Source organism: Hyphomicrobium sp. (genome assembly GCF_035548195.1).
Classification (GTDB): Bacteria; Pseudomonadota; Alphaproteobacteria; order Rhizobiales; family Hyphomicrobiaceae; genus Hyphomicrobium_B.
This window is the reverse complement of sequence record NZ_DASZTY010000017.1, coordinates 58,963-83,589: the sequence shown is the minus strand read 5'-3', so window position 1 is coordinate 83,589 and position 24,627 is coordinate 58,963. Positions and strand designations below refer to the sequence as shown.

The window sequence follows — 24,627 nt, the reverse complement described above, 5'->3', positions numbered from 1 at the left end:
TAGAAAATAGTTCTGACAATGTCGCAGACAATGATGGGCGCCATACTGCGCCCATCACAATGAAATCCGCGTAACTTTTTGGAGAATTCACCCTGGCAACGCCTGCCGTTCCCTCAGGGAGCCGGCGCACCGGGATTCATCCTTGTTCGTCGGGTGTCTGCAAATCGTCAGCCGGACCAAAGAATTCATAGTGGATACGCTCGGACGGCACACCCTTACGTCCAAGGCCATTTACGAAGGCTCTGAGAAACGGCGTCGGCCCGCAAAGATAAAGATCGGCACGATCGAGCGGCGTGTTTCTCTGAAGCCAATCGATCGTAATGAAGCCGTCGGCGTCATGCGTTTTCCCGGGTGCATCCCCGCGGCCAGGTTCGCTATAAAAGGTTGCGATGGACGTCCGCCCATGCGCTTCTGCCAGAGTCTTGATGTGATCGGCCATGGCATGCGTTTGGCTGTTCATCGTGCCATGCACAAAATACGTCTCGAGTTTTGGATGGCGCGCAACGATCGTCTCGGCCATGCTCACCATTGGCGTCAAACCCACGCCACCCGAGAGAAGGACAACGGGCCGCTCTGGCGCGTCCGGCAAAAAGAAATCCCCGGTCGGCGGTGTCGCATCAAGCTCGCTACCGACGTTGACGACATCATGCAAGTAACGAGAGCCGCCTTGGCCGTTAGCTTCACGCTTCACCGAGATTCGATAATATTCACCGTTTGCGGCTGAAGATATCGAATAGTTGCGCTTCATCTGAAGTCCCTCCGCCGCCGTGAATCGGAACGTCAGATATTGTCCGGGCTTGTGGCGCATTACGGCGCGACCATCCGCCGGTTTTAGAATAAACGACGTTATGATGGAGCTTTCACGAACCTTCTTCGCAACGACAAACTTTCGCCAACCCGTCCAGCCGCCATCGAGCTGATTGATCTCGTCGCGAATAGCCTTTTCACGCGCTATCAGAATGTCGGCAAGATACCAGTAGGCTTCGCCCCACGCATTGAGAATGTCCTCTGTCGCAGCTTCCCCCAGGACTTCCCCAATCGCCCCGAGCAACGCCTTTGCGACGAACGGATAATGCTCCGGAAGAATATCATAACCGATATGCTTCTGTGCGATACGTTCCACAACCGGAGTCAACACACCGAGATTATCGATATTTTGTGCATACGCCAGGATTGCGCCCGCGAGTGCATGCACCTGCTTGCCGCCCTCGCCTTGATTGGCCTGGTTGAAGAGGATCTTGATGTGTTCATCTCGGAACATGCGCTCGTACATCACCTTCGTGATGGTCGGGCCGTGAACAGCCAACGCGGGGATGGTAGCCTTGACGCGCGCGATCGCTTCCGCGGAGAGCGGCTTTTGCATTGTCCGGTTCCTTTCGTTCGGAGATGTTAGTCGAGAGATGCTGTCCTAATCGGAACTCGCCAATGATCCGGAGTTGAATCCGGAAATTTCGCGAGTGCCGGATACGGGCAGTTCATCAGCGACGTGAAGACGGCGACGACGCCCTTGGCGAAGCAAGCTTGTGCCAGAAAGCAACGCGAACACCTCGATACGGCCTCTCCGAAATTCTGAGCGACGCGTTTTCGTTGATCGCAGCAACAAAGGTCATAAGGCACCTTCTCAGTCCGTAGGACGCTGTACGAATATAAAGATGCTGGAATTATACATCTTATGCGACAAGGCAAGTCGCCGCACGGAACACTTGCCAAATACCAACCTGGAAATCTCCACGCCCCTATTGCATAGGGCACCCATAATGTCCCTCCGCCGAACGATCGAACCGGCATGCTTCTCACCGCCGGGAACAAGGTACGATCAGAGAGATGCAGACTCCGGCACCCGCGTTGACCGACAAGAATGGAAGATGACGCGTTGCCGAGTCGCACGTATTTACTCGTATTTGAAAATAAGAGCGAATGCGGTGAAAGCAAATTGAACGGGATGGGCCCTATAGCCTCGGTCTTGCCAAGACTCATGTCTTATGTAGCCCAGATGAACCATTCCAGGGCTAGTGATCGGAACCGGACTTTGCTCGGCCGTGGCGCAGATTGGACCGCCGCCACGATGAGCCGCGTTCTGTTGCGAACCGCTTGGGGCGTATGCGGACTGTGTTTTCTGATCCTGCCCGCTGCAGGACAAGTGCAACCACAGCAGGCCGGCCAGGATCCGGCCGCAGCTGCAGGTCAAATCGCGGATTTCTTCAGCAAGGTCGGTGACGAAATCTACGAAGACTGCATTTTCGAATTGTCGCCGGAGCAGATCGAAGTCCAGCAGGCGCTGATTCAAGCTTACATTGCAAAAGGCGCCAGCAGTATCGTCGCACGGCGTCTCGCCGTGCAGCAGATTCATCCGCCAAAGCTGTCACAGCGGTGCGAACAGATCAGACAACTGCCCAAATCAATTCCATCGGCGCCTACTGCGCAACCTCATCCGCCTGCGAAGAAGCCGCAGATTGCCGCACTTCCCAAGGCTACTCCGCAAAAGGCGTCGCCGCCGATCAGCATCGCAAACAAGAAGGTGCTGCCTCAATGGGACTGTGCTCCCGGCGTCGACTATGTCACAATCCAGCATAAAGGCTTTCCGAGAAAGCTGACCGGCGGCGAGATCTGCAATCCGTTCGAAGACGTGGTCCACGAGGTGCCTCCGAGCGTGCCGAGCTTCCGCCTTGGCTACACGATAACGACGGGACGCCTGTTTGTGATCACCGCCGATCCACGAGCGCATGGCCAGACGATCGCATGGGCGATCTCTGGCAGGGAAGTATGCAGGAACAACCCCGATCCGGATTGCCTGGCAACGCGAGCGGTCGGCCCGTTGCCGCCAGGGGAATATACATTCACGTCGAAGGGACAGCGGATTACCTGGGGCCCTACGATCAAGCGCAACGTCGTCGGAATATATCTGACAAAACTTTGGGACCGGGACAGATTTACTCCGCGCCAGACCGCGGCAATCCTCTCGCGCGGAAACATCGCCATTCATGAGCGGTTGAAGGGCGAAATGTCGGAAGCATGTTTAGGCCTGGAGCCCAAGGGCTGGGCCTACGTCGCCTCACTCATAAAGGAAGGCCGCATAACGGGCGTGAACGTTTATATCGACGAGCCCTACCCGAAGGTCGCCGAAAACCCGCCGATTGTCGTCGCTTCGACGTTCTCCCTCACGTCGCTTTTCAAATGACTTTTAAAAATTTCGCAATCAATTCCGATACTTGAAAGATGCGCGGCGACAAGCTCCAGAAATCCCCTCGCTCTCCATGATTTGAACAAAGCTTTCACATGAACTGAGACCATCGAGGGGAGCACGGGGAGCTTCGGTTGTTTCCTCAACGCCAATCTACACCGGGCGTCGCGGCGCTATTGCCGATCCTGGGCGTTCTAGTCGCGAGCTTCGGCTGGCTGACGGACGCGTATGCGAAAAGCAGTGCCAAGGAATGCGCGGACTCTGCCAATATTGCAATTCTCTCTTCGCCGTTCTCGCCGTCGAAAGCAGCCCCCCTGCGCGTCGTGATAACCGCCGAAAAGCCTCTCGACGCCGCGCTTACGCTGACCGGCCCCGACGGTTCCGTTGCGATCAAATCCAATGAACGTCACGGTGGCCCCCCGTATTTCTGGTTCGCTGAGGTCGCCTCACCCGCAGTTGGAACGTGGCATGCCAAGCTCACGCCCGCCGGCACATCGACGAACTGTGACCCGATAACGCAAGAAATCGCCGTCCACACCGTCGCCTCACCTCCTCCCCGCGCAACGGGAAGAAGCGTCTGGCCCATCCGCAATTCGTGGAACCGCAAAACCGAAGATCTCTATTCGGCATGGATAGAAAAGCTTTTCGACGCTCCGCTCGATGAAGAACTTTCTTGGCCTGCCCTGCACGAAGTTCTGCGCGACAAATCCCGCAATGTCCTTTTCAACCATCTGGGCCTTCGCGAGGACGAGAAGGGCTTGGTCTACCGGCCCGATTGTGCCGACCTCCCATATTTTTTGCGCGCCTACTTCGCGTTTAAGATGGGACTACCGTTCGGCTATTCGAAGTGCACGCGCGGCGGTGGCGGCAAGGCGCCAAGATGTCCGTCATGGTGGAGCATCGAAAAGCAAGAGACGCCTCCGGCGCCGCCCGCGCAGAAGGCCGCAAAAGCCGGATCGGGATTCTTCCTGGAGACATTTACTAAGCCCGCAGCTCCCGCCTCCGCAGTGAGAGTTCTCCCTCAGTCGAAGGGACTCGTCCAAGGCTTCGGATATTATCTGCGCACAACCGTCGCGAATGCCGTCCACTCGGGCTCCGGCCGAACGGCCGGCAACGACGACAACACGGATTATTATCCGGTGCCGCTCACGCAAGACACATTGCGCCCCGGTACGATCTACGCTGATCCCTACGGCCATGTCCTGGTTCTTGTGAAGCGCATTGCTCAGACTGCGGATGCAGCGGGCGTCCTCTTGGCTGTCGATGGCCAGCCAGACGGAACGGTTGCACGCAAGCGCTTCTGGCGCGGTAATTTTCTTTTTGCTCAAAACCCGGCACTCGGCGGCCCGGGCTTCAAGCACTTTCGTCCAATTGTCGCAGCCAAGAACGGCAGCCTGCGCCGGTTGACCAATGCCGAGATTTCCAAAAATACCCAATACGGCGACTTCTCGCTCGAGCAATCACATCTGAGCGTCGACGATTTTTACGATCGCATGGACGACGTGATGTCGCCCGCGCCGCTCGATCCGGAGCGAGCGATGAAGGAAGCGATCACGGCACTGGAAGAACAAGTCAAAACTCGTGTCACGTCCGTCGAGAATGGGCGTAAGTATCAGAACGGCGGGGGCGGGATTGTATCGATGCCGAATGGTGCATCGATCTTTGAGACAACCGGCGCCTGGGAAGATTTCGCCACGCCGTCTCGCGATCTGCGTCTCCTCATCGCGATCGATGTCGTCCGCAAATTCCCCGATCGCGTCGCGCGTCGTCCTGAACGTTACGCGATGCCGGCGGGAAAAAGTCCCGCCGAAGTAAAGGCCGCCCTCGAAAGCCTTCTTAGCTCCGAGCTGGAGGCGCGTAGATTTTCATATACGCGCAGTGATGGCTCGCAATGGCCCTTGGCACTAAAGGACATCGTCGAGCGAACCCCCGAGCTTGAGATGGCCTATAACGTCAACGATTGCGTCGAACTTCGATGGGGGGCTCCGCCGAAAAGTGACGAAGCCGCAACGTGCAAACGCCACGCACCCACCGTCCAGCGCGGAAAAATGGCCGAGTATAGAACGTGGTTCCACGAGCGGCGGCGTCCCCCACGGGGATAGGTCAGCCGACCCTGTCCACATATTCAATCCGGGCTGTACGCCGCACAGTATGCCGCAGTCTCCATGCGATCGTGACCGATTTCGCGGCAGTATTCTTCTATCGTTTCGCCGCCGGAACCGCTTTTCCGGGCAATTTTTACGCCATCGGCAGCGGCGGCTGCGACGACGGCGCGCCGCTGGCAGAGCTTCGTCGCCTCCCATCGATGACCAAACCGTTGAAAATCACCGTTGCATGTCACGCTGTCTGCAAAGGCGGCCGTGGAAAATAATTGAAGGCCTAAAACAATAGAAAAAACGAATTTTGACACCGTAACATTTCCCGAGTGAAAGGCGAGACAACCGCATCCAGACCGCCCGAATTGTGGCATGTACGCAGTGTCCGCTCACTTGCGGATAAATGCCTCCGTAAAGTCACGATATGTCTCGATTGGCGCACCACTCCAATCGGTGGATCCGCACCGAAAACCTCGGGAATTGCACGGTCCGTAGAACCCCGACGTTGCTTGGCCCCTCCTCCTGTCTGCAGAGCGCCATTTTAAAGCTCGCGTTAAGAGCTCGTGGTCATCAGTGCCGAGAATTTCTTGCTATTGTGCGCGCATGATTCTTCTCGACTATAATTCCCTTCTGATGGCGCTCAGCTTTTGCAGTGCCGGACTCGCACTGACCTTCTTCGTCAGCTGGCTCGTTTCACGCGCCGATAAAGTGCTGATGACATGGGCCATCGGCGCCTGTTTCCTCGTCTTCAGCATCTTCGGTTATGAGGAGTTCGTCAGGCGCTTCTCACCGATTGCTGGAGCAACTTCGTTCGCTGCGCTCGAACTGGGATTGGTCTTTTTCCTTGGTGCCGCGCACCAGTTCCGCACCGGCGCCCTCCCGTTTCTCAAAATGGTTGCTGCCACATTGACGGGAGCCGTGACCATGGCCGTCCCCATGTTTTTGGGATACGACGGCGTGTCCTACATCGCCTTCAACGTCGCTGCGGCCCTCATCTTATTTGCTACCGCACACGAATATTGGCGCTGGCGGTCGGAAGCCGCGCTTTTGATAAGCACGCTTTCCTTCCTCTACGCGGCGACTGGTGTCTCTTTCCTGCTTTGCGCCGCGGTAATAGTCGCAGACCGTAGCTGGGTCATGAATCACGCGCCCCAGGACTGGGCGGAAAACGTCAATCTGATTGTCTGTTTGACGGCCATCGCAGGCATCGGTGCATTGTCGCTCGGACTGAACCAGACCCGTGTCGCACGGCGCCATCAACGCGATGCCGAAACCGATTCATTGACGGGGTTGTTCAACCGACGAGCGCTTTTCAACCGGGCAAAGCAGCTTCCCGCATCAGCATGCATAATTGTTTTTGACATCGATTATTTCAAACAAGTGAACGACCTGCACGGTCACGAGATGGGCGACGCCGTGCTGCAAAAATTCGCGACCATACTGAAAGAATCCGTCTGTCATGGAGATTCGGCCGCGCGGCTAGGAGGCGAGGAGTTTGCGATTCTGCTCCCATTCGCTCCAGAGAGAATTGCCGCGATCGTTGCCGAATCCGTCCTGCGAAGGTTCGCCGAACAAGCCTTCGTTTCACGAGCGGGCCGTTTTCACTGCACCGTAAGCGCGGGAATAGCGCATTTAATGGATTACTCGGAATTGCCGACAGTGATGCGTCGTGCCGACACAGCATTGTACGCGGCAAAAAAAGCAGGACGGAACCGCGCGGTGCTCTACCCCAACAGGCAAATTGCACCATCCTCGTTCGCAGACATCTCCGTAGAATCCGAAACCACCGCAGCATCGAAGCGCGCAGACCTGTACAGCGTCGCTGTCGAACACCGAATTGTACCTGAGAGGCGTCTTCCCCGCCGCGGCCGATTGATGCGCCGCGCATGATCTAACGCCTGCTGGTAGGTCACGTTCGTAAGCGCATCTAAAAAATAATCCGGTGACGCCTGTCAGCCTGTGCCGAACATTGTATCGAACAGGAGCTTGACGTTGAGGACGACAATAATTGAAGCGACAGCCCAAGATAGCATAGCGACCGGGCGCGAGATGGCGAAAGTTCCCATCTTGCCTTTGTCCGACACGAACTGAACGAGCGGAATAACCGCAAAGGGCAATTGCATCGACAGGATAACCTGGCTCAATATTAGAAGCCTGGAGGTTCCCCCCTCGCCATAAAACGCCATCACGAATATCACCGGAACGATTGCAAGCGCCCGCGTCACAAGCCGCCTTGCCCAATGCGGAAGCCGCAGCCGAACAAACCCTTCCATAACGATTTGTCCGGCAAGCGTTGCAGTTACCGTCGAATTCAATCCTGATGCCAGCAAGGCGACCGCAAACAGCACCGAAGCAACTCCGACGCCGAGTAGCGGGGAAAGTAACGCATACGCCTGCTCTATTTCCGCAACGTCGGTCTGGCCATTGGCATGAAACACAGCCGCCGCAACGATGAGAATCGCGGCATTGACAAACAGAGCCAGCATCAGCGCGATCGTACTATCAACGGTTGCCCAGCGAATAGCGTGACGCTTTCCTGCCTCTGTTTGTTCGAAATCGCGCGTCTGAACGATAGACGAATGCAGGTAGAGATTATGCGGCATCACCGTCGCTCCGATGATGCCGATGGCGAGATAAAGCATCTCCGGATTGCTGACGATCTCCTTGGATGGAACAAACCCACCGAAAACGGCCGCAACCGGTGGCGCCGACAGGACAATCTCCGTCGCAAAACAGACCCCGATCACCACAAGCAACATGATGATGAACGCTTCGAGGAAACGGAACCCCTTGTTCATTAGGAACAACAGCAGAAACGCGTCGAGAGCGGCAATCAGCGCTCCGGCAATCAAAGGAATTCCGAAGAGAAGTTTTAGCGCGATTGCGGTGCCGATGACTTCGGCAAGATCGCAAGCAATGATAGCCAGCTCGCAGGCAATCCAGAGGGCAATGCTCACCGGTTTAGAATAGGCGGCACGGCACGCCTGGGCCAAATCGCGACCGGTGACGATGCCAAGCCGTGCCGACAGCGCCTGCAGCAGAATTGCCATCAGATTGGAAATCATGATGACCGACAGGAGCGTGTAGCCAAACCTGGCCCCGCCCGCGATATCGGTCGCCCAATTGCCGGGATCCATGTACCCGACCGATATCATGTAGCCCGGGCCGGTAAACGCTAGCAGCTGCCTCAACCAAGAGCCGCGCCGAGTAACGGGAATGGAGCCATGAACCTCCGGCAAGCTCGGCTCGGCCTCGCGAACGCGTGAAAACCGCCAGCCTCCTTCGCTTGCAGCTTTGGATGTTCGTGTTGAGCTATCCATAGGCCTCATCGTATCTGTACTTTCGTCCGGCAGAAGGCAGGGTATCCTAGTTGCAAATGATTTGCAATTGCAAGATGGACATGTCATCCATTTGCCCCTGGCAAGCACGCCTTGTCTATCCGTTACAAAATGCGCGCAGCGGCAATCACCGACCACGCAGGGTGGTGACGATAAGAAATGCTTTAAATGAGATAACCAAAAGCGCCGAACCGTACAGACGCCCGCGCGATATAACCGGGATGCTGGTTTTGGCTGCCTCGCGAACGGTGACGCACGGCGTCACTCATCCAGACCCATAAGCATCGTTCGCGCTTTGAATGCAGCGTACCGCATAAGTGTCTCGGGGTCGCGTTCTCCCAAGCGAGTCATGCAGAGAATAGCCCTCGCCATCGCGCGACGTGTCGTTTCATCGAGCCTGACGCTCTGTCCCGATAACTGATCGACCGCTTCCTCGTAAGCCCTCTTCATCACAGCTTGTGTGGGCGCATCGAATGGCATGCGTGCTACTCCCCCGTCGGACGTGACGATCGTCACTATGGAGAGTTTGTGGCAAATCCGAAGCAAGCGCGCATTGCGTCATTTAGAAGTCACGACTGACTAAAGAAGCGCTAACCACTGTGCAAAATCGGTCCAATACCCTACCGCCTTTCAAGCGGCGAGACATTCAATCTGTTTTCGCAAGCGCCACGAGAACGGGACGCAAATCCTGAGCCGATGCAAGCGGTGCATCAAACCATAACCGGGCGATCTGATCTCCGTGCGTAAGATCGAGCCCTTCAGGATCGAGCGTCGAAAGGGACCATCCGTTCAGCTTCGCGCCCACCTTCGCCGCATAGCGATCGACGGCATCGGAATGATCGGAGTTCATATGAGCGACGGCGCCGGCCTCGGCGTCCGCAAGGCTTTCGACTCCCTCCAGCGACGTAACAAGGTCACTACTCTTAAATGCGTAGGCTTTGCCGAACCCGCCGTTCAGAGATGCGCGCGTGATCTTGAATTTCCAAAACGCGAAATCCGGAAAATCCGCGTAGAGTTCCGCTTTCGGATGACGTCTGAGATAGCGCTGTTTGACATGCTCGCGCGCCACATCCGATGAAATGCACTCTGCTGTTCCGACGATCGTCAGGCGCGGATGCGCCAACGGATCGCCCTTCCCTGGCTCACCCACCAGGAGTGAGCAGCGCGTATCGGCTTCAAGATTCCTGAAATGCCCCGAAAGCCGGGAAATCAGAAACACGGGAGATCCGTCCATGCTTGTCGCAAGACTAACCCGCGTGACGAAAGGTGACCCGTCGGCCGGATCGAGTGTGCCCAACGATCCATAGCGCGCCGAGCGGATAAGCGTTTTGCCTTGCCTCCGCACCGAATCGTCGACCTGCTGCAGAACATCCTTTTTGTCGTTGGCCATGACACATCCTTTCAGGAGAAACTCCGTCCGGTTCGCTTTTGCGCCGCCGGATAAGCTTATCTCCACCCTTAGCTCGCCAAGCGATCTACCGTACCGGCGACCAACTTGTCTACGAATTGAGTAAACTTTTGTGCGGAGATGGCCGCTCTACGTTGTCTCAGCCATTTCTAGCGCGGCATCGATAGCGTCATCGACCCGATCGGCCCAAACGAACTTCAATCGATCGCGCGCATCTTTCGGAATGTCTTCGAAATCCCGTCGGTTGCGTGCCGGCAGGATAACCTGGGTGATCCCGGCCGCCGCAGCCGCGACGACTTTTTCTTTGATGCCGCCGACGGGCAACACAAGCCCCCTGAGCGAAATTTCCCCCGTCATCGCCGTATCGCTTCTCACTGTGCGGTTCGTGAGAAGCGAAGCCAAAGCGGTGAACATGGCAACGCCCGCACTCGGTCCGTCCTTCGGCGTAGCGCCCGCCGGAACGTGGATGTGAATGTCACTCGTTTCGAAAAGCTTCGGATCGATACCAAGAGAAGCAGCTTTGTTCTTCACGAGCGTCATTGCGGCCTGCGCGCTTTCACGCATGACTTCCCCCAATTGCCCCGTGAGGATCAGTCCGCCTTTGCCGGGCGCGCGCGTCGCTTCGATGAAAAGTATATCGCCGCCGACGGGCGTCCACGCGAGCCCCGTCGCAACGCCGGGAATACTGGTCCGCATCGCAACTTCGTTTTCAAAGCGCGGTGCTCCGAGGACATTCGGAAGGTCATCGGCGGAAATTACGACGTGAGTGGCGCTACCGTCCGCGATCGATACTGCGACATGCCGAAACACCTGCCCGATCTCGCGTTCAAGATTTCGCACGCCCGCTTCGCGCGTGTAGCCGCGAATGATGGCCCGCAACGTATCGTCATCTATCTCAACCTGCTGAGCCGTCAGACCGTTGGCTTCGAGTTGACGTCGAACAAGATAACGACGGGCGATTTCGAGCTTATCGCTTTCCGTGTAACCGCTGAGACTGATGACTTCCATGCGATCCCGGAGGGGCCCGGGAATGGTGTCCAGCATATTGGCTGTCGCGATAAACACGACACGACTTAAATCGAATGGCACACCAAGGTAGTTATCACGAAAGCTATTGTTCTGTTCTGGATCAAGCACTTCAAGCATCGCCGCCGACGGATCGCCCTGAATGCCTCGTCCCATCTTGTCGATCTCGTCGAACATCATCACGCAATTGCGCGTGCCGGCTTTTCGGATCGCCTGAATGATGTTTCCGGGCAACGCGCCGACATACGTGCGACGATGACCGCGAATCTCTGCTTCGTCGTGAACACCGCCCAAGCTGACACGGACAAACGGCCGATCCATGGCCCGTGCGATGGATTGACCGAGCGATGTCTTGCCGACGCCCGGCGGACCGACAAAACAAAGAATCGGCGCCTTGCCATTGGGTGCGAGCTTCCGAACCGCAAGATATTCGACGATCCGGTTCTTGATCTTTTCGAGACCAAAGTGATCTTCATCGAGAATTTTTCGCGCAGCCGCGATATCGATCGGCTTTTCTTCTGGCAACCCCCAAGGAAGCTCGATAAGCCAATCGAGATACGTGCGGATCATTCCGGACTCGGCCGCAGCCTCGGGCATGCGCTGATAGCGATTGAGCTCCTTCCGTGCCTGAGCTTCGACCTCCGCAGGCATGTGAGCTTTTGCAATGGCTTCGGTGAGTTCCGCGACTTCCTCTGATTTGCCGTCGCTCTCGCCGAGCTGACGCTGGATGGCAGCCATCTGCTCGCGCAAAACCGCTTCTTTCTGACGCTCGTCCAATGCGACTTTTGTCTGCCGTCCGATCTCCTGTGTAAGGCGCATCACTTCGATACGCTCCGCAAGAAGCTGCGAAACGCGCTCGATGCGCGCTGTCAGATCGACCGTTTCTAGGATCTGCTGTTTTTCCGCTACCGGAACATCCATGTATCCGGCGGCAAGGTCGGCCAGCGCGGCAGGCGATGTCGCCCCTTGGATCGCCGCGATGAGCTCCTGCGGAGCTTGCGGCAATAACTCCATCGCCTCAAGCGCCTGATTTTGAAGATTGCGAAACCGCGCTTCGATCTCGGACGAACGCGTGTCCGGTTCGGGAATGTGAGCAACCCTTGCGGTCGGAAAAGGGGTTCCTGGCAGAACGTCCAAGATGCGTATGCGCTGCACGCCCTGAACGATTACGTGATGGGTGCCGTCGGGCGCTGTGATATAGCGGACAACGTTTGCGAGCGTCCCGATGCGGTAGAGATCATCTGGACCCGGATCGTCGATGCCCGGCTCCCGCTGCAGAACGATGCCGATCTGGCGCTGTTCACGCACGGCCTGCTGAATCGCGGCGATCGACTTCGGCCGTCCGATCGTAATCGGCATAACAAGGCCGGGAAAAAGAACGAGCTGTCGCGCGGGAAGAAGAATAAGCGCATCTGACGGAAGGCTCGCAACCGGTCCGTTGCCATTCGCGGTAGCTGAGCCGTTCGCCGCGACGCTGCTGGAATCGTCTGAGGGCACCATGATCTCTCACCTCACGCCAGCTTCGTCAGATTGAAGACGAGACATCCATTGGCCGCAAACTGGCGCACCGCATATCGACCGGCCGGCAACGGCACACGGCGCTCGAAGCGGCCCTGGGGCAACTCCAGTCGGTGAATGACAGCATTGCGTAATTCGGGTGGAAGAATACGATTTCCCGACACGACAAGACTTCCATCATCGATCACGGCATCGACCTGGCTTGGGTCGACACCCGGCAAAGCGACCAGAACCAGAACTTCGCGCTCGGTCTCCAGCACATCGATCGGCGGTTCCCATGAGGGCTCGCCAGCAACGCCCAGCGACCGCAATTGAAAAAATTGACGGTGCATACGTTCCGCGCGAGCCAGCGTCTCGATCGCTTCCGAGAGCATCCAACCCATGGAATTTCGATCCGGCATAGTCTTCCCTTGCAAGCAGGATTTTGGAACACAGGCGCGAGAACGACGAATTGCCGATCTGGCAAGGCATGATGTCATCATCGCCGTCCCAGCCGTCAATAGGCAAGGCCCGAACAAAAGCCTCGGCGCACGTCAGAGTTGACGTCAGGCTTGTTATTTGCCCGCATATCTTGCGCACTCCAGTTGGCTAAGGAAAACGATTGAAAAATAAAACCAGCGCCGGGCTGCTCCTGTTCCATCGCCGAGAAGTGGTGGAAGTTCTTCTTGTTCATCCCGGCGGCCCATTCTGGCAGCGTAAGGACGATGGCGCGTGGATGCTGCCAAAAGGCGAAGTGCAAGATGGCGAAGATCTACTCGCCACCGCACGCCGCGAATTCTTCGAAGAAACGGGTCATGAGCCGCAGGGAACGGCCTTATCTCTCGGCTCGCTCCGACAGGCTGGAGGAAAGCTCGTGCATGCTTGGGCAGTCGAAGACGACTGGGATCCTCAACGCTTGGTTAGCAATACCTTCGAGATGGAATGGCCTCCGAAGTCGGGGCGCACCGAAACCTTCCCGGAGGTCGATGCGGCTACATGGTTCGGGCTCGAAGCCGCGCGGCGGAAAATTCTAAAAAGCCAAGCTCAGTTTATTGATCGGCTTGAAAAGGTGCTCTCGGGGCGCGACAGCGGCGGCACAGGATTGCCAGGATAGCGAACCGGAAAACGGTTCAAATGACTTCCGCGGTCGTGTCGGAGTAAAGCGCTCCGACCTGCGCATGACGCGCGAACACATCTTGGCTGAGACGCCGAACGGAATTTTGAGGCGTACGTTCCAGCATCTCCGCGATCCGTTCTTTCGAGCGGTCGAGCTCGCGAGATTCGAGGTCTCCTGCGCGGCGTGCCTCGATAATACGTCGCGCGAGCGGCCGGGCGCGTTCGGTATCCGCCCAGTGCGCACAAATCATCATCAGATCGTTGCCGGCAGCCATGAACTGAATGGCCGCATCCGCGTTGTCGAATAATTTGCTGACGGCACGCATGCTGATGTCATCCGATACGATGACGCCCTCGAAGCCAAGGTCCTCGCGGAGCAAACCGTGCGTAATCTGCCGCGACAACGTCGCCGGATACACGGGGTCGATGGCCCGGAAGAGAATATGCGACGTCATGATCATGCCGAAACCCGCAGCCACCGCAGCAGCGAATGGCTGCAATTCCCGGTGGCGCAAATCGTCAAGTGTCGCCCCGATCACCGGCAACTCGTAGTGCGAGTCGACGTGCGTATCGCCGTGTCCAGGAAAGTGTTTGCCGCAGGCCCGAACGCCGTTAGCCTCCAATTGTTTTGCGAATTGGAGCGCCATAGTGCTGACGCCACTGGGCGTCGAATCGAAAGCCCGCGCGCCGATGACGGGATTTTTCGGGTTGCTGTCGATATCGAGAACAGGAGCGAAGCTCAGGTTCACCCCCAGCGAAGCGAGTTCGACACCCATCGCGGCACCAACCGCACCCGCATCGTTGCCCCACGAGCGCGCGTAACCATAACGCGTTATCGGAGGCGGTGTCCGGCACACGCGGCCGCCTTCGTGATCGATCCCGATAAAAATTCGCTCCCGGCCAATTACGCCGCGAATGTCGGCGATAAGCTCGGCCTGGCTCGCGAGCCAATCATCATAGCGCAGATCATGACGGAAGTTGCTTTTATAGAGAATAACGCCCGCAGGCCTGAGGTCGCGGAGTAGGTCACGGTCCAGGGGATGGAGTGTCGTCGTGGGACGTAAGCCGACAATGAAATGATCACCCACACTCGCGAGGTCCGCGTCGGACATCATATGTCTCTCTGTCAACCGATCAGCCATCAACTGCACTGGCCTTATGCGACGCGCGCTGCGGTTGCAACATGGTTCAAGTCAGTAAGGCGGAGCTTTATGCTGACGTTGCGCCTTCGCGGCTTCCGTCCACCACGCCAGATCATCTGCGAAACGCGGAAATGCCTTCATCAATCCGTTGCCGAGTTCCCCGATCGGCTCCCCTCTTTCGTCGAGCGTCTGCTCGATCGGGCCGACAGCTAACGTGCTCGAAATGACCACCATGCCCATTTCTGAAAGCGTGTCCCGCCACGCCAACCCCGATCGGACACCACCAATACGGCCAGCCGAATAGCTGACGACTCCGGCCGGACGCCAAAACCATTCTTCAAGAAAATGATCGGTCAGGTTCTTGAGCCCCGGCTGCACGCCCCAATTGTATTCGCCGGTCACGAAAACGAATGCGTCGGCATCGCGGATCTTTCCTGCCAGGCTTTCCATCACCGCCGGAGCCGCACCCGATGCATACTCCTTATACATCCGGTCGAGCATAGGCAGACCAATCGCCTGCGCATCGATCAACTCTGCTTCATCTTCACGCGCTCTCAATTGCGTAACGACGAAGTTCGCGAGGCGAATGCCCTTGCGGTCCCTTCGATAAGATCCGTAAAAAACAAGAATGCTGTGAGCCATATTCGGCCGTTCCGTAACCTCGCGCTACGGAAGTGAGCCTAGCATACGAGCGGCCGGTCGAGGAAACCGCCGCCGCAACCAGACTATGGCACGTGTCGGAGCATCCCAAAATGCGCCGTTCCTGAAAGCCTGTCCGATGAAAGGTCCGCGACGGCGCCCGAATAGCGGCCTCCGCAGTAAAAGTGGAGCGTGCTAATGCTCCATCGTCTGCAAAGCCCGGTTCCCGAGACAATCGAGCAGCCGCCAGTAACTCGGCCCACCGTTTTTCTGAACGTGGGCAAGGCAAGCCGTGCGATCCGCTTCCGGCGCCTTCGACCAACGGTCCAGAACGCTATTGCGGCTTGATGACTCGAGCCGCGAACACTCTTCGTCCGATTTCGCGTTCTGGCAGATCGTTGGAATCTGCCACGCTGGCGGCGGCGTATCGGCTGCCGCCGGAAGGGCGAGTCGGTTGAGCGCCAGAGCGGCGGGAAATATCGCAGAAAATTTGAACTTCATGTCGAGCGTATCCCTTTTGCTCGACAGAAAAGGACCAGCTACTGCATTGCAATGGGCCGTTTTCCCAGCGCTCCGCGTGATTTGTCACAGGCAATGAACGATCGGCCTTCGAACAGTCGAACCGCCGTTGGACACTGATATGCGATTAGTCGAACGGGTTCCCGCGCACGAGAACAGCAACGCGAAAATCAGAGTTCGTGAAAGCTGGATTTGTTTTCCAGCGACCCGAAATATGTGCCGGTCCAGCGCTCGACCTTCTCCGGCAAAAAAATAAAACTCTGTACCTTGAAAACGAGCCCGTCATTGAAGACCGTTTGATCCTTTACGGGTATGGCATCCGCCGGAAGGAAGTAAGCGCAGGTTTGTCTGCCGACCGATTTGTTTACGACGTTCGCTGCAATCTCCTCATTGTCACCCGCAGCCAACCTTTGGAGATACGCGATCTGCTCGGCCTTGGCACCGCAGAAATACCCGGCAACGCGTTCCGGTGCAGTCGACTTTGCTTGGTTTGAACCGCCGACGACCGCAGCGAGCGCGGCGCATAATGCGAGAGGAAGAACTGACCGTTGCACGGATCGCCTCCTGTTTGGCTATAAAAACCGAGCCGCTGCTTGAACGTCCTTCCCGAAAAAAATACGATTTTTGGAAAGTGTGCCGGGAGAATCGCCACACTTCAATGGCTGCGCCGCCGGATGCACAATCGGACGCGTGGCTCTTAAATCCAACTGTGTCCCCGGCAGCGCAGTTCAGTGCTTATTCGACGAGAAGAAGGAAAGACTTCCCGGCGTCAGAAGCTAGCTCCTTATCGTCGAGCGTGCCGTCGTTGTCCGGGTCAGCGGCCTTGAAGCGCTTTTCGACCAGGGCGTCATATTCCTTTTGGTCCAACGTACCGTCGTTGTCGGGATCAGCCTCCTTCAGGCCCGCTTCGTCAACACGACCCGACAATTCCTTCGCATCGAGCGTGCCGTCCTTATCCGGATCGAGCTTGATGAAGAGCTTACCTGCGGCGGCCTTGGCCTCAGGAATATCGACCGTTCCGTCATTGTCTGGATCGAGCGCCGTAAGCGAAGCTGAAGCAGCCTTCACCGCTCCGACGTGCGCGAAAGAAGCAAATCCGATAACCGTCGCCGCAGCCACTGCACCAAGCAATTTGAATTTCATATCCATCAAACTCCGCATTTTGGGATCGCCGCACTAGCGATCCTTGCTAATCATGCCTCTAGGATATAGGGATTAATTCCCTCACATCCGTTGACTAAACGGACGATACATCACGATAAGTTCCCGCCTTAAGGTGAGATTTAGGAAATAAAATCAGGACTTTTTCCCGGGACAAAATTGAGCCGAAACAGAAAAAAAGCGGCGGATGGGTTTCCGCCGCTTCAAAGTTTCCGGGACGAGGTGTCGTGATAAACGCTAGAATCTCACCTTGATGCCGCCATACGCCGCGAACGGAATGGCCGGAACCACAGTTCGCGGATTGTCTTCGTTGAACGTCACGTGGGTCACGTCAGACAAATCGTTCGCATCGTCGACGCTGAAATATGTTCCGTACAGAGAATACTGATTATCCAGAAGGTTTTCGAACAAGCCATAGATCTGAATATGATCGGTCAGATCATACGACGTGTGCAGATTGACTTTGGCATATCCTGGCAGAGGCCGATCGAGATTGGCTTCGTCCCCATAGAGGATCTGATTGCTTGCTGCGATAACGTCAGCACCGATCTTCCACTTGGAAGTCATCCAATAATCGAAACCGGCCTTGAACGTGTGGGCAGGTACCCCCGGTAGGCGGTCACCGCGATGAACGGCATAGCACTTGCCGTCGTCATCATCGTCTCCGCCTCCATCGTCATCGCCGCATTCCGCGGTAGCGGCACCCGGATGGTTCGGCGACGGGAAAATGCCAGCCGTGTTAAACGTCGCATTCGTGTAAGTGTAGTTGGCGTAGGCAAACAAGCGCTGCGAACGATACGAGAGGCTCGCTTCCACGCCCTGGCGCAAGGTGTCGCCAAAATTCTGGAAGTAGCCATGTCCAATATCGGTGGACGCGGCGTCGAGAATATCGTCGGTATTGAGAGTGCGGAAAAGCCCAGCGCTCCAATCCCACTGCTCACCCGTCCAGTTCTTGATCGTTCCTCGCAGGCCCGTTTCCCAGGTGTGCGAAACGACCTGCTTTAAGTGCGGATCGGCCGTTAGGAAGCTTTCGATGAGGCACGGATTTTCGGGATCTGCGCATTCAAGCTCCGCAGGGGTCGGCGCCCGGTTTGCCTCCGAATAGCCGCCATACCAGTTCAGCCCCGGCGAGAACGCATAAGTCAAACCGACCGATGGATTGAATCGGTTGTACTGGTTCGTACCATCGAGTTCCGGATGATTGCCCATCGCATCGCGAAGCTGGATCGCCGCATAATTGTAACGGCCTCCGACCGTCAATGCCAACTGATCGGTTAGATCCAGCGTGTCGGAAAAGTAGACGCCGGCGTAATCGTTGGTCGCCGTCAACGCGCGCGGACTGAAATCGTCCGTGCCGCTAAGGATCGTTCCTTGGCCCGCCACGACAAACTTCGGCTGCATAAATCCGAGTTCGCTATCGGCTGTATAGGTCACGCGCCCGTGGTCGTAGCTGACCCCGACAGTGAATTGGTTCCTGTGTCCGAACAGCCGAGCCTTATCGACAGCCTGGAACGTGAAACCTTCGCTATCGGCATTCTGAGACGTCGCGTCGATCGACCCGTAAACAGCAGTGGGATTAAATGGAACAGTGCCGCCGGTTGCAGCATTTCGAACCGTATCGTCACCGGAGCACAAAGTCGCCGGATCATCGTCGCACGGGCCTGGATCGTCGAACAGATTGCCGTCGATGTGGCTCTGCTTGAAGTGCCGGTAATAAGCAACGCCCGACAGCGTGATGTCTTCGGTCGCCCGAACCTTACCGTTGACGGAGTACATCTGCATGATGTTTTCCGTCGTCTGCGGCGACGTGAATGTCAGGTTGCGGCCCATATCCAGCAGCTCTTCCGGCGCAGCCGCCGTGACGCCGACGTTATTATCAGCGCCGCTGAAGTTGAAATGGAACTCGGCGTTGTCACCCTTCACGCCCAAATCCAAATAGCCGCGACGAGCTTCAGCCTCGGAAAAATCTCTGAACCCGCCGTCGCTGATTGCTTCGAATGCGCCGTAAGCAGCCCAGTTGCCGCTTTGCAGACCGGCCTCGGCGCTAACCTGTGCGCGTCCGAATGATCCGAAGCGCGTATCGATGTCTGCGCCGTGGAAATTGAAACCATCCTTCATGTCGATGGAGATCGAGCCGCCGAGTGCGTTAAGACCGAAAACCGGATTTCCGGTCATAACCGTAACGTTGTTGATCGCGTTCGAAGGCAGGAAGTCCCAGTTGACGATGTCGCCGAAGGCTTCGTTGATGCGCACGCCGTTCTGATAAACGGCCATACCTTGAGCAACGCCGTTCACCGGCGAAACTTCAAAACCGCGATATTGAATATCCGTCTGGAACTGGTTGCCCTGCAGGTCGCTGATGATCAAGCCAGGAACCCGCGACTGCAGCGCATCCTGAACGATGACCGAACCGTCTCTTTTAATGTCCGACGAGGTCATCTGCGTAACGCTTCCGGGAACTTTCTCGACCGGAATTTCGCTGCCGATCGGCGACATCTTCACCAAGTTCGGCTCTGGCGGCTGCGCGAAATTTTCAGGATTGAGCGGCCCGCCGTTAGCAGCTGTGTCTTCTTCGACAGCTGCCGGAGCGACAGGCGCGGGTGCGGCGGCCACGGCAGGCGGAGTCGTCTTCGGCTTTTTCTTCGCCTGTTTGACGGGCTTCGGCTTCGCCTTTTTCTGTTGCTGAATAACTTGAACCTCGGGCAAGCTTTGACCCTGCGACGCCCCCGACGGATTGGCCTGCTGCGCCGTGCCCCCTGCATCCTGCGCCAAAACCAATCCGGATCCGCCGAATACGGCCAGCAATGCCCCAGCAGCCGCCGAAGCAAGAAGGTGACGCTTCATTTCCCGACATTCCCCCATTTGGCCCGTTGCTGCGCTTTGTTCTCTGAACAAAATTCAGAAATCGAGCACTTCTTAGCGATCGCGACTCCAATCGCTCCCCGCCTCAGGAAAATGATCTTTTCGGGAGGGGGTCAATCCACGGCCAGACCCGATTATTTCCCATCGCAGCATTTCGGCGAGCCTGAGTGGCTACGAAGTCACAAATCCCGAAATGAAAGGAATAAATGCATAGACATATCAGGAATTATTCCCGAGAGCCGTAAGCGACCGCAGCTTTCACGAGCCGACGCAGGCGCGACTCAGGAATGGTCAAGTCCCCGCTATCGCACGTCGCGTGCGAATACCGCAGTTTTGAAGTTGTCATAGATAATCTTGGCATTCCGGTTGTACGCGGGAAGCTGGTCGGCGGCGTCGACCTTGAGACGCTCCACGGCGCCGTCACCCAGCGCTTTTTCGAGAGCGCGCGCATAGGCCGGAATGGCTGCCCAGTCAGCCACCGTCTGGTCAGTTATTTCGACATGAAACTGGAAGCCGTAAGCGCGCTCGCCATATCGAAAAGCCTGAATCTTGCAGGCATCCGATTCCGCAAGGACCGTCGCACCTGCCGGCACCGAGACGACTTCGGCCCCGTGCCACTGAAGCACACTGATGGGATCATTAATACCGTTGAAGATCGGATCGGAAACACCCGCTTTTGTCTTGCGAACTTCCAACACACCTACCTCGGGCTTTCCCGGCGCGACCTCACCGCCGACGGACGCCGCCAAGAGCTGATGTCCGAGACAAATACCGAGATAGGGCCGGCCGAGATCGACGGCAAATTTGCGAATTGCAGCCTTTTCGGCGACGAGCCAGGGGTACTCTTTCTCCTGCCACACGTCCTGCGGTCCGCCCATGACGATCATCAGATCATAGCGCGTCACGTCTGGTATGGGCTCGCCCGCGTCGACTTCGACGGTATCCCAGGTCAATCCATCGGCTCTCAAGAAATCCCGAAAAATGCCGGGATGCTCGACATCGACGTGCTGCAAAACGAGTATCTTCATCACCCGATCACCATGCTCAAAACTAACAGGCTACCATCAGGCGCAAAAGCCCCGAGGCATTGCCGACGCGACTCTCATGCTGGCACGATGGGAAACTGCACCGTAGCAACAGAAGACCATAGGCATTGCCCCAGGGGCGTCCGCAACGACCGGCATGAGATCGTTGCGCACAAGTCATTTTTGATAAATCGTCAAATGTCGAGCGTATTATCCCGTTCCCACTGTGTGAGATGCGATGCGTAGGAATTCCACTCGCTCGTTTTCAGCTTGACGTAGGCATCCGCAAATTCAGTGCCTAGCATCTCTTTCAGCTCCTGGTCCTTATCGAAGTTCCTGAGCGCATCGAGAAGGTTGAGCGGCAGCTTCGGAGCATCGGTGACCGTGTGACCGAGCTGGTACATGTCGATATCGAGACGCTTACCCGGATCGGCCGACTTGTTGATGCCGTTGAGTCCCGCCGCGATGATGACGGCTTGAAGAAGGTAAGGATTGGCCGCACCATCCGGAAGCCTCAGCTCAAAACGGCCCTTGCCTGGAACGCGCACCATGTGCGTGCGGTTGTTTCCGGTCCACGTAACGGTATTCGGCGCCCACGTTGCGCCCGAAACGGTGCGAGGTGCGTTGATGCGCTTATATGAATTGACGGTCGGATTCGTGATCGCCGAAAGCGCCTCTGCATGACGCATGATGCCGCCGAGGAAGTGATATCCCTCCTTCGACAGCCCCATCTCATCATGAGGATCGTGAAACTTGTTCGACGTGCCCGTCTCGTCCCAAACCGAGATGTGCGCATGACATCCTGAACCCGTAAGACCGAGAAACGGCTTCGGCATAAAGGTCGCGCGCAGACCGTGCTTTTCGGCAACCGATCGCGCCATGAATTTGAAGAACGCATGCCGATCCGCCGTCACGAGACTGTCATCGAAGCCCCAGTTCATTTCAAACTGGCCGTTGGCATCCTCATGATCGTTTTGATAGGGACCCCAACCCAGGTCCAACATGTGATCGCAAATTTCCGAGATCACATCATAACGGCGCATCAGAGCCTGCTGATCGTAACAGGATTTAGCCGCGCGATCGGCGTCGTCAGAAATCAGTGTGCCGCAAGGCTTTGTAAGAAAAAACTCGCACTCGACGCCGGTTTTGACATAGAGACCTTTGTCGGCAGCTTGCTTCCTGAGCTTCTTCAGGACCACGCGCGGCGCCTGGTCGACAGGTTTTTCGTCCATCACCAGATCCGCAGCGACCCAGCCCACTTCCCGATTCCAAGGAAGCTGAACAAACGACGCGGGATCCGGTACAGCGAAGAGATCCGGATGCGCCGGCGTTAGATCGAGCCAAGTCGCGAAACCCGCGAAGCCTGCGCCGTCTTTCTGCATGTCGGCTATCGCCGCTGCAGGAACAAGCTTGGCACGCTGATATCCGAAAAGATCCGTGTAGGAAATCATGAAGTACCGGATGCCGCGCTCTTTTGCGACAGCAGCCAGATCGCGCTCTTGCGCGAGGGGGTTTGAATCGTAAGGCATTGGGCGTTTCCCTGAACTTATTGTTTTTGAAAGAGAGAGGGCGGCTTAAAAGCCGCCCGATCCGTTGACTCCCGGTATCCAGCTCGTTCCTGCAAGCGGCACCCGCGCCATAGCTGCAGCCTCCAACGTGAGCGCGCAGAGATCCTCGGGTTCGAGATTGTGAATGTTATTGTGACCAGCAGCGCGAGCCACCGTCTGAATTTCGAGCGTCATGACCTTGAGGTAATTGGCAAGGCGACGCCCGGCGCGTACCGGATCGAGACGCTTTGAAAGCTCCGGATCCTGCGTCGTAATACCCGCCGGATCGCGGCCTTCATGCCAATCGTCATAGCAGCCCGCTTCTGTGCCGAGCTTTGCGTATTCGGCATTGAGAGCCGGATCATTGTCGCCAAGCGCGGCAAGCGCCGCCGTACCTATCGCGACAGCATCCGCACCCAAGGCCAAAGCCTTTGCCGCATCTGCACCGTTCCGGATGCCACCGGAAATGATGAGCTGCACCTTCCTGTGCATCCCGAGATCCTGCAGCGCCTGCACTGCAGGGCGGATGCACGCAAGCGTCGGCAAGCCGACATTCTCAATAAAGACTTCCTGCGTCGCGGCGGTGCCGCCCTGCATGCCATCGATAACGACGACATCGGCGCCAGCCTTCACTGCAAGCGCAGTGTCGTAATAAGGACGCGTACCGCCGACCTTTACGTAAATCGGCTTTTGCCAATCCGTGATCTCGCGAAGCTCCAGTATTTTGATTTCGAGATCGTCCGGGCCGGTCCAGTCAGGATGACGGCACGCCGACCGCTGATCGATGCCCTTAGGCAGATTACGCATCTCGGCGACGCGATCCGAAATCTTTTGTCCCAGCAGCATACCGCCGCCGCCGGGCTTTGCACCCTGACCGACCACAACTTCGATGGCATCGGCCTTGCGCAGGTCGTCGGGGTTCATGCCGTAGCGCGACGGCAAATATTGATAAACAAGCGTCTTCGACTGACCACGCTCTTCCGGCGTCATGCCACCATCACCCGTGGTGGTCGAAGTCCCAGCAATGCTCGCGCCGCGACCCAATGCTTCCTTGGCGTTGGCGGAAAGCGCGCCGAAACTCATGCCCGCAATCGTGATCGGAATCTTGAGTTCAATCGGCTTTTTCGCAAAGCGCGTGCCGAGCGTAACGGACGTCGAGCACTTTTCCCGATAGCCTTCGAGCGGATAACGTGAGATTGAAGCGCCGAGGAATAGCAAATCGTCGAAGTGCGGCACATGCCGTTTCGATCCACCGCCGCGAATGTCATAGATGCCGGTCGCAGCCGCTCGGCGAATTTCGGACAATGTATAGTCGTCGAAGGTCCACGACTTCCGCGGAGTCGTCGATGGGTTATGATATGTCATCAGTATGCATCCGCGTTGTCGATGTTGAAGTTGTAGAGCTTGCGCGCCGAACCATAGCGCTTGAACTCGCTCGACTTGACGTTTTTCAATCCCGCATCGCTCAAGAGCTTCGTGAGCGCTTCGTGATGTTCGGGCCGCATTTCCTTTTCGAGACAGTCAGCGCCGAGGCTCTTCACACTGCCGCGAACGAAAAGCTTCGCCTCGTAGATTGAATCGCCCAGCGCATCGCCCGCATCGCCGCAGACGACCAGATGTCCGGACTGCGCCATGAAAGCAGACATGTGGCCGATGTTACCCTTCACCACGATGTCGATGCCTTTCATCGATATGCCGCAACGCGATGATGCGTTCCCTTCAATCACCAGAAGGCCGCCGCGCCCGGTCGCTCCCGCGTATTGACTGGCATCGCCTTTGATGACGACTTTGCCCGACATCATGTTTTCCGCGACACCGGGGCCCGCCGAACCGTGCACGGTAACGGCGGCTTGCTTATTCATGCCGGCGCAATAATAGCCAACACTGCCCTTCACATCGATTGAGATCGGAGCGTCTACGCCGACCGCGACAGCATGCGCACCCCGCGGATTTAAGATTTCCCAAGATGACTCGTTTGCGCCCGAGTTTTGACGATGCAGGTCTTCATTGAGTTCGCGTAACGAACTCTTGGAGAGATCAATTGTTCTCATTGGTGTTTCCTCGATAACG

General features: G+C 56.9%; 21 protein-coding genes. 4 read left to right on the top strand and 17 right to left on the bottom strand.

The annotated features are described in order from the left end of the window. Positions 1-136 precede the first annotated feature (136 nt). A complete protein-coding gene (gene hmpA, locus VHB22_RS04935; protein ID WP_325455850.1) occupies positions 137-1,363 on the bottom strand; it encodes an NO-inducible flavohemoprotein in 1,227 nt (408 codons plus the stop codon). A 702-nt stretch (positions 1,364-2,065) separates the two neighbouring features. On the opposite strand from hmpA, the gene VHB22_RS04930 reads away from it, so the two are divergent. After that, positions 2,066-3,178, top strand: coding sequence for a DUF2778 domain-containing protein (locus VHB22_RS04930; protein ID WP_325455849.1), 1,113 nt, complete (start codon positions 2,066-2,068; stop codon positions 3,176-3,178). Positions 3,179-3,315: 137 nt separating this feature from the next. Further along, on the top strand, positions 3,316-5,283 hold the full coding sequence (locus VHB22_RS04925; RefSeq protein ID WP_414652703.1) for a hypothetical protein: 1,968 nt from the start codon (positions 3,316-3,318) through the stop codon (positions 5,281-5,283). Between the two features lie 23 nt (positions 5,284-5,306). On the opposite strand, the gene VHB22_RS04920 is transcribed toward VHB22_RS04925, so the two are convergent. Further along, positions 5,307-5,591: a hypothetical protein gene (locus tag VHB22_RS04920; protein ID WP_325455848.1), complete on the bottom strand. Its 285-nt coding sequence runs from the start codon at positions 5,589-5,591 to the stop codon at positions 5,307-5,309. Between the two features lie 259 nt (positions 5,592-5,850). On the opposite strand from VHB22_RS04920, the gene VHB22_RS04915 reads away from it, so the two are divergent. Continuing rightward, positions 5,851-7,167: a GGDEF domain-containing protein gene (locus tag VHB22_RS04915; RefSeq protein WP_325455847.1), complete on the top strand. Its 1,317-nt coding sequence runs from the start codon at positions 5,851-5,853 to the stop codon at positions 7,165-7,167. Between the two features lie 62 nt (positions 7,168-7,229). On the opposite strand, the gene VHB22_RS04910 is transcribed toward VHB22_RS04915, so the two are convergent. The 5 genes from VHB22_RS04910 to VHB22_RS04890 all read right to left on the bottom strand — a co-directional run bounded on the left by VHB22_RS04910 (position 7,230) and on the right by VHB22_RS04890 (position 12,968). Continuing rightward, positions 7,230-8,597 carry an Nramp family divalent metal transporter gene (locus VHB22_RS04910; protein ID WP_325455846.1) on the bottom strand — a complete coding sequence of 456 codons (1,368 nt, stop codon included), beginning with the start codon at positions 8,595-8,597 and terminating at the stop codon, positions 7,230-7,232. A 279-nt stretch (positions 8,598-8,876) separates the two neighbouring features. Further along, positions 8,877-9,095 (bottom strand): hypothetical protein, encoded by a 219-nt coding sequence (locus tag VHB22_RS04905; RefSeq protein WP_325455845.1) that lies wholly within the window; start codon positions 9,093-9,095, stop codon positions 8,877-8,879. Positions 9,096-9,261: 166 nt separating this feature from the next. Next, complete coding sequence (locus VHB22_RS04900) at positions 9,262-10,005, bottom strand: HugZ family protein (RefSeq protein ID WP_325455844.1); 744 nt, start codon at positions 10,003-10,005, stop codon at positions 9,262-9,264. Positions 10,006-10,152: 147 nt separating this feature from the next. After that, a complete protein-coding gene (lon, locus tag VHB22_RS04895; RefSeq protein WP_325455843.1) occupies positions 10,153-12,549 on the bottom strand; it encodes an endopeptidase La in 2,397 nt (798 codons plus the stop codon). Positions 12,550-12,560: 11 nt separating this feature from the next. Then, positions 12,561-12,968 (bottom strand): Hsp20/alpha crystallin family protein, encoded by a 408-nt coding sequence (locus VHB22_RS04890; RefSeq protein ID WP_325455842.1) that lies wholly within the window; start codon positions 12,966-12,968, stop codon positions 12,561-12,563. Between the two features lie 200 nt (positions 12,969-13,168). Between VHB22_RS04890 and VHB22_RS04885 the strand changes: the two genes are divergently transcribed. After that, the gene (locus tag VHB22_RS04885; protein WP_325455841.1) at positions 13,169-13,660 is read left to right on the top strand and encodes an NUDIX domain-containing protein; all 492 of its coding nucleotides are present in this window, start codon (positions 13,169-13,171) and stop codon (positions 13,658-13,660) included. Positions 13,661-13,676: 16 nt separating this feature from the next. On the opposite strand, the gene VHB22_RS04880 is transcribed toward VHB22_RS04885, so the two are convergent. The 10 genes from VHB22_RS04880 to VHB22_RS04835 all read right to left on the bottom strand — a co-directional run bounded on the left by VHB22_RS04880 (position 13,677) and on the right by VHB22_RS04835 (position 24,608). Next, the gene (locus tag VHB22_RS04880; protein WP_325455840.1) at positions 13,677-14,774 is read right to left on the bottom strand and encodes a glycoside hydrolase family 3 N-terminal domain-containing protein; all 1,098 of its coding nucleotides are present in this window, start codon (positions 14,772-14,774) and stop codon (positions 13,677-13,679) included. Between the two features lie 81 nt (positions 14,775-14,855). Further along, complete coding sequence (locus VHB22_RS04875) at positions 14,856-15,446, bottom strand: NADPH-dependent FMN reductase (protein ID WP_325455839.1); 591 nt, start codon at positions 15,444-15,446, stop codon at positions 14,856-14,858. 192 nt (positions 15,447-15,638) lie between these two features. Beyond that, positions 15,639-15,944: a hypothetical protein gene (locus tag VHB22_RS04870; protein WP_325455838.1), complete on the bottom strand. Its 306-nt coding sequence runs from the start codon at positions 15,942-15,944 to the stop codon at positions 15,639-15,641. A 188-nt stretch (positions 15,945-16,132) separates the two neighbouring features. Continuing rightward, complete coding sequence (locus VHB22_RS04865; RefSeq protein ID WP_325455837.1) at positions 16,133-16,516, bottom strand: hypothetical protein; 384 nt, start codon at positions 16,514-16,516, stop codon at positions 16,133-16,135. A 181-nt stretch (positions 16,517-16,697) separates the two neighbouring features. Then, complete coding sequence (locus VHB22_RS04860; RefSeq protein WP_325455836.1) at positions 16,698-17,105, bottom strand: EF-hand domain-containing protein; 408 nt, start codon at positions 17,103-17,105, stop codon at positions 16,698-16,700. Positions 17,106-17,360: 255 nt separating this feature from the next. Further along, entirely contained in the window at positions 17,361-19,967 is a 2,607-nt protein-coding gene (locus VHB22_RS04855) for a TonB-dependent receptor (protein WP_325455835.1), read from the bottom strand. Positions 19,968-20,287: 320 nt separating this feature from the next. Further along, positions 20,288-21,013: a type 1 glutamine amidotransferase gene (locus tag VHB22_RS04850; RefSeq protein WP_325455834.1), complete on the bottom strand. Its 726-nt coding sequence runs from the start codon at positions 21,011-21,013 to the stop codon at positions 20,288-20,290. A 191-nt stretch (positions 21,014-21,204) separates the two neighbouring features. Next, positions 21,205-22,539 carry a type III glutamate--ammonia ligase gene (glnT, locus tag VHB22_RS04845; protein ID WP_325455833.1) on the bottom strand — a complete coding sequence of 445 codons (1,335 nt, stop codon included), beginning with the start codon at positions 22,537-22,539 and terminating at the stop codon, positions 21,205-21,207. Between the two features lie 45 nt (positions 22,540-22,584). Continuing rightward, positions 22,585-23,922 (bottom strand): FMN-binding glutamate synthase family protein, encoded by a 1,338-nt coding sequence (locus VHB22_RS04840; protein WP_325455832.1) that lies wholly within the window; start codon positions 23,920-23,922, stop codon positions 22,585-22,587. Next, entirely contained in the window at positions 23,922-24,608 is a 687-nt protein-coding gene (locus VHB22_RS04835; protein WP_325455831.1) for a GXGXG domain-containing protein, read from the bottom strand. Before VHB22_RS04835 ends, VHB22_RS04840 begins: the two co-directional genes overlap by 1 nt. Positions 24,609-24,627 lie beyond the last annotated feature (19 nt).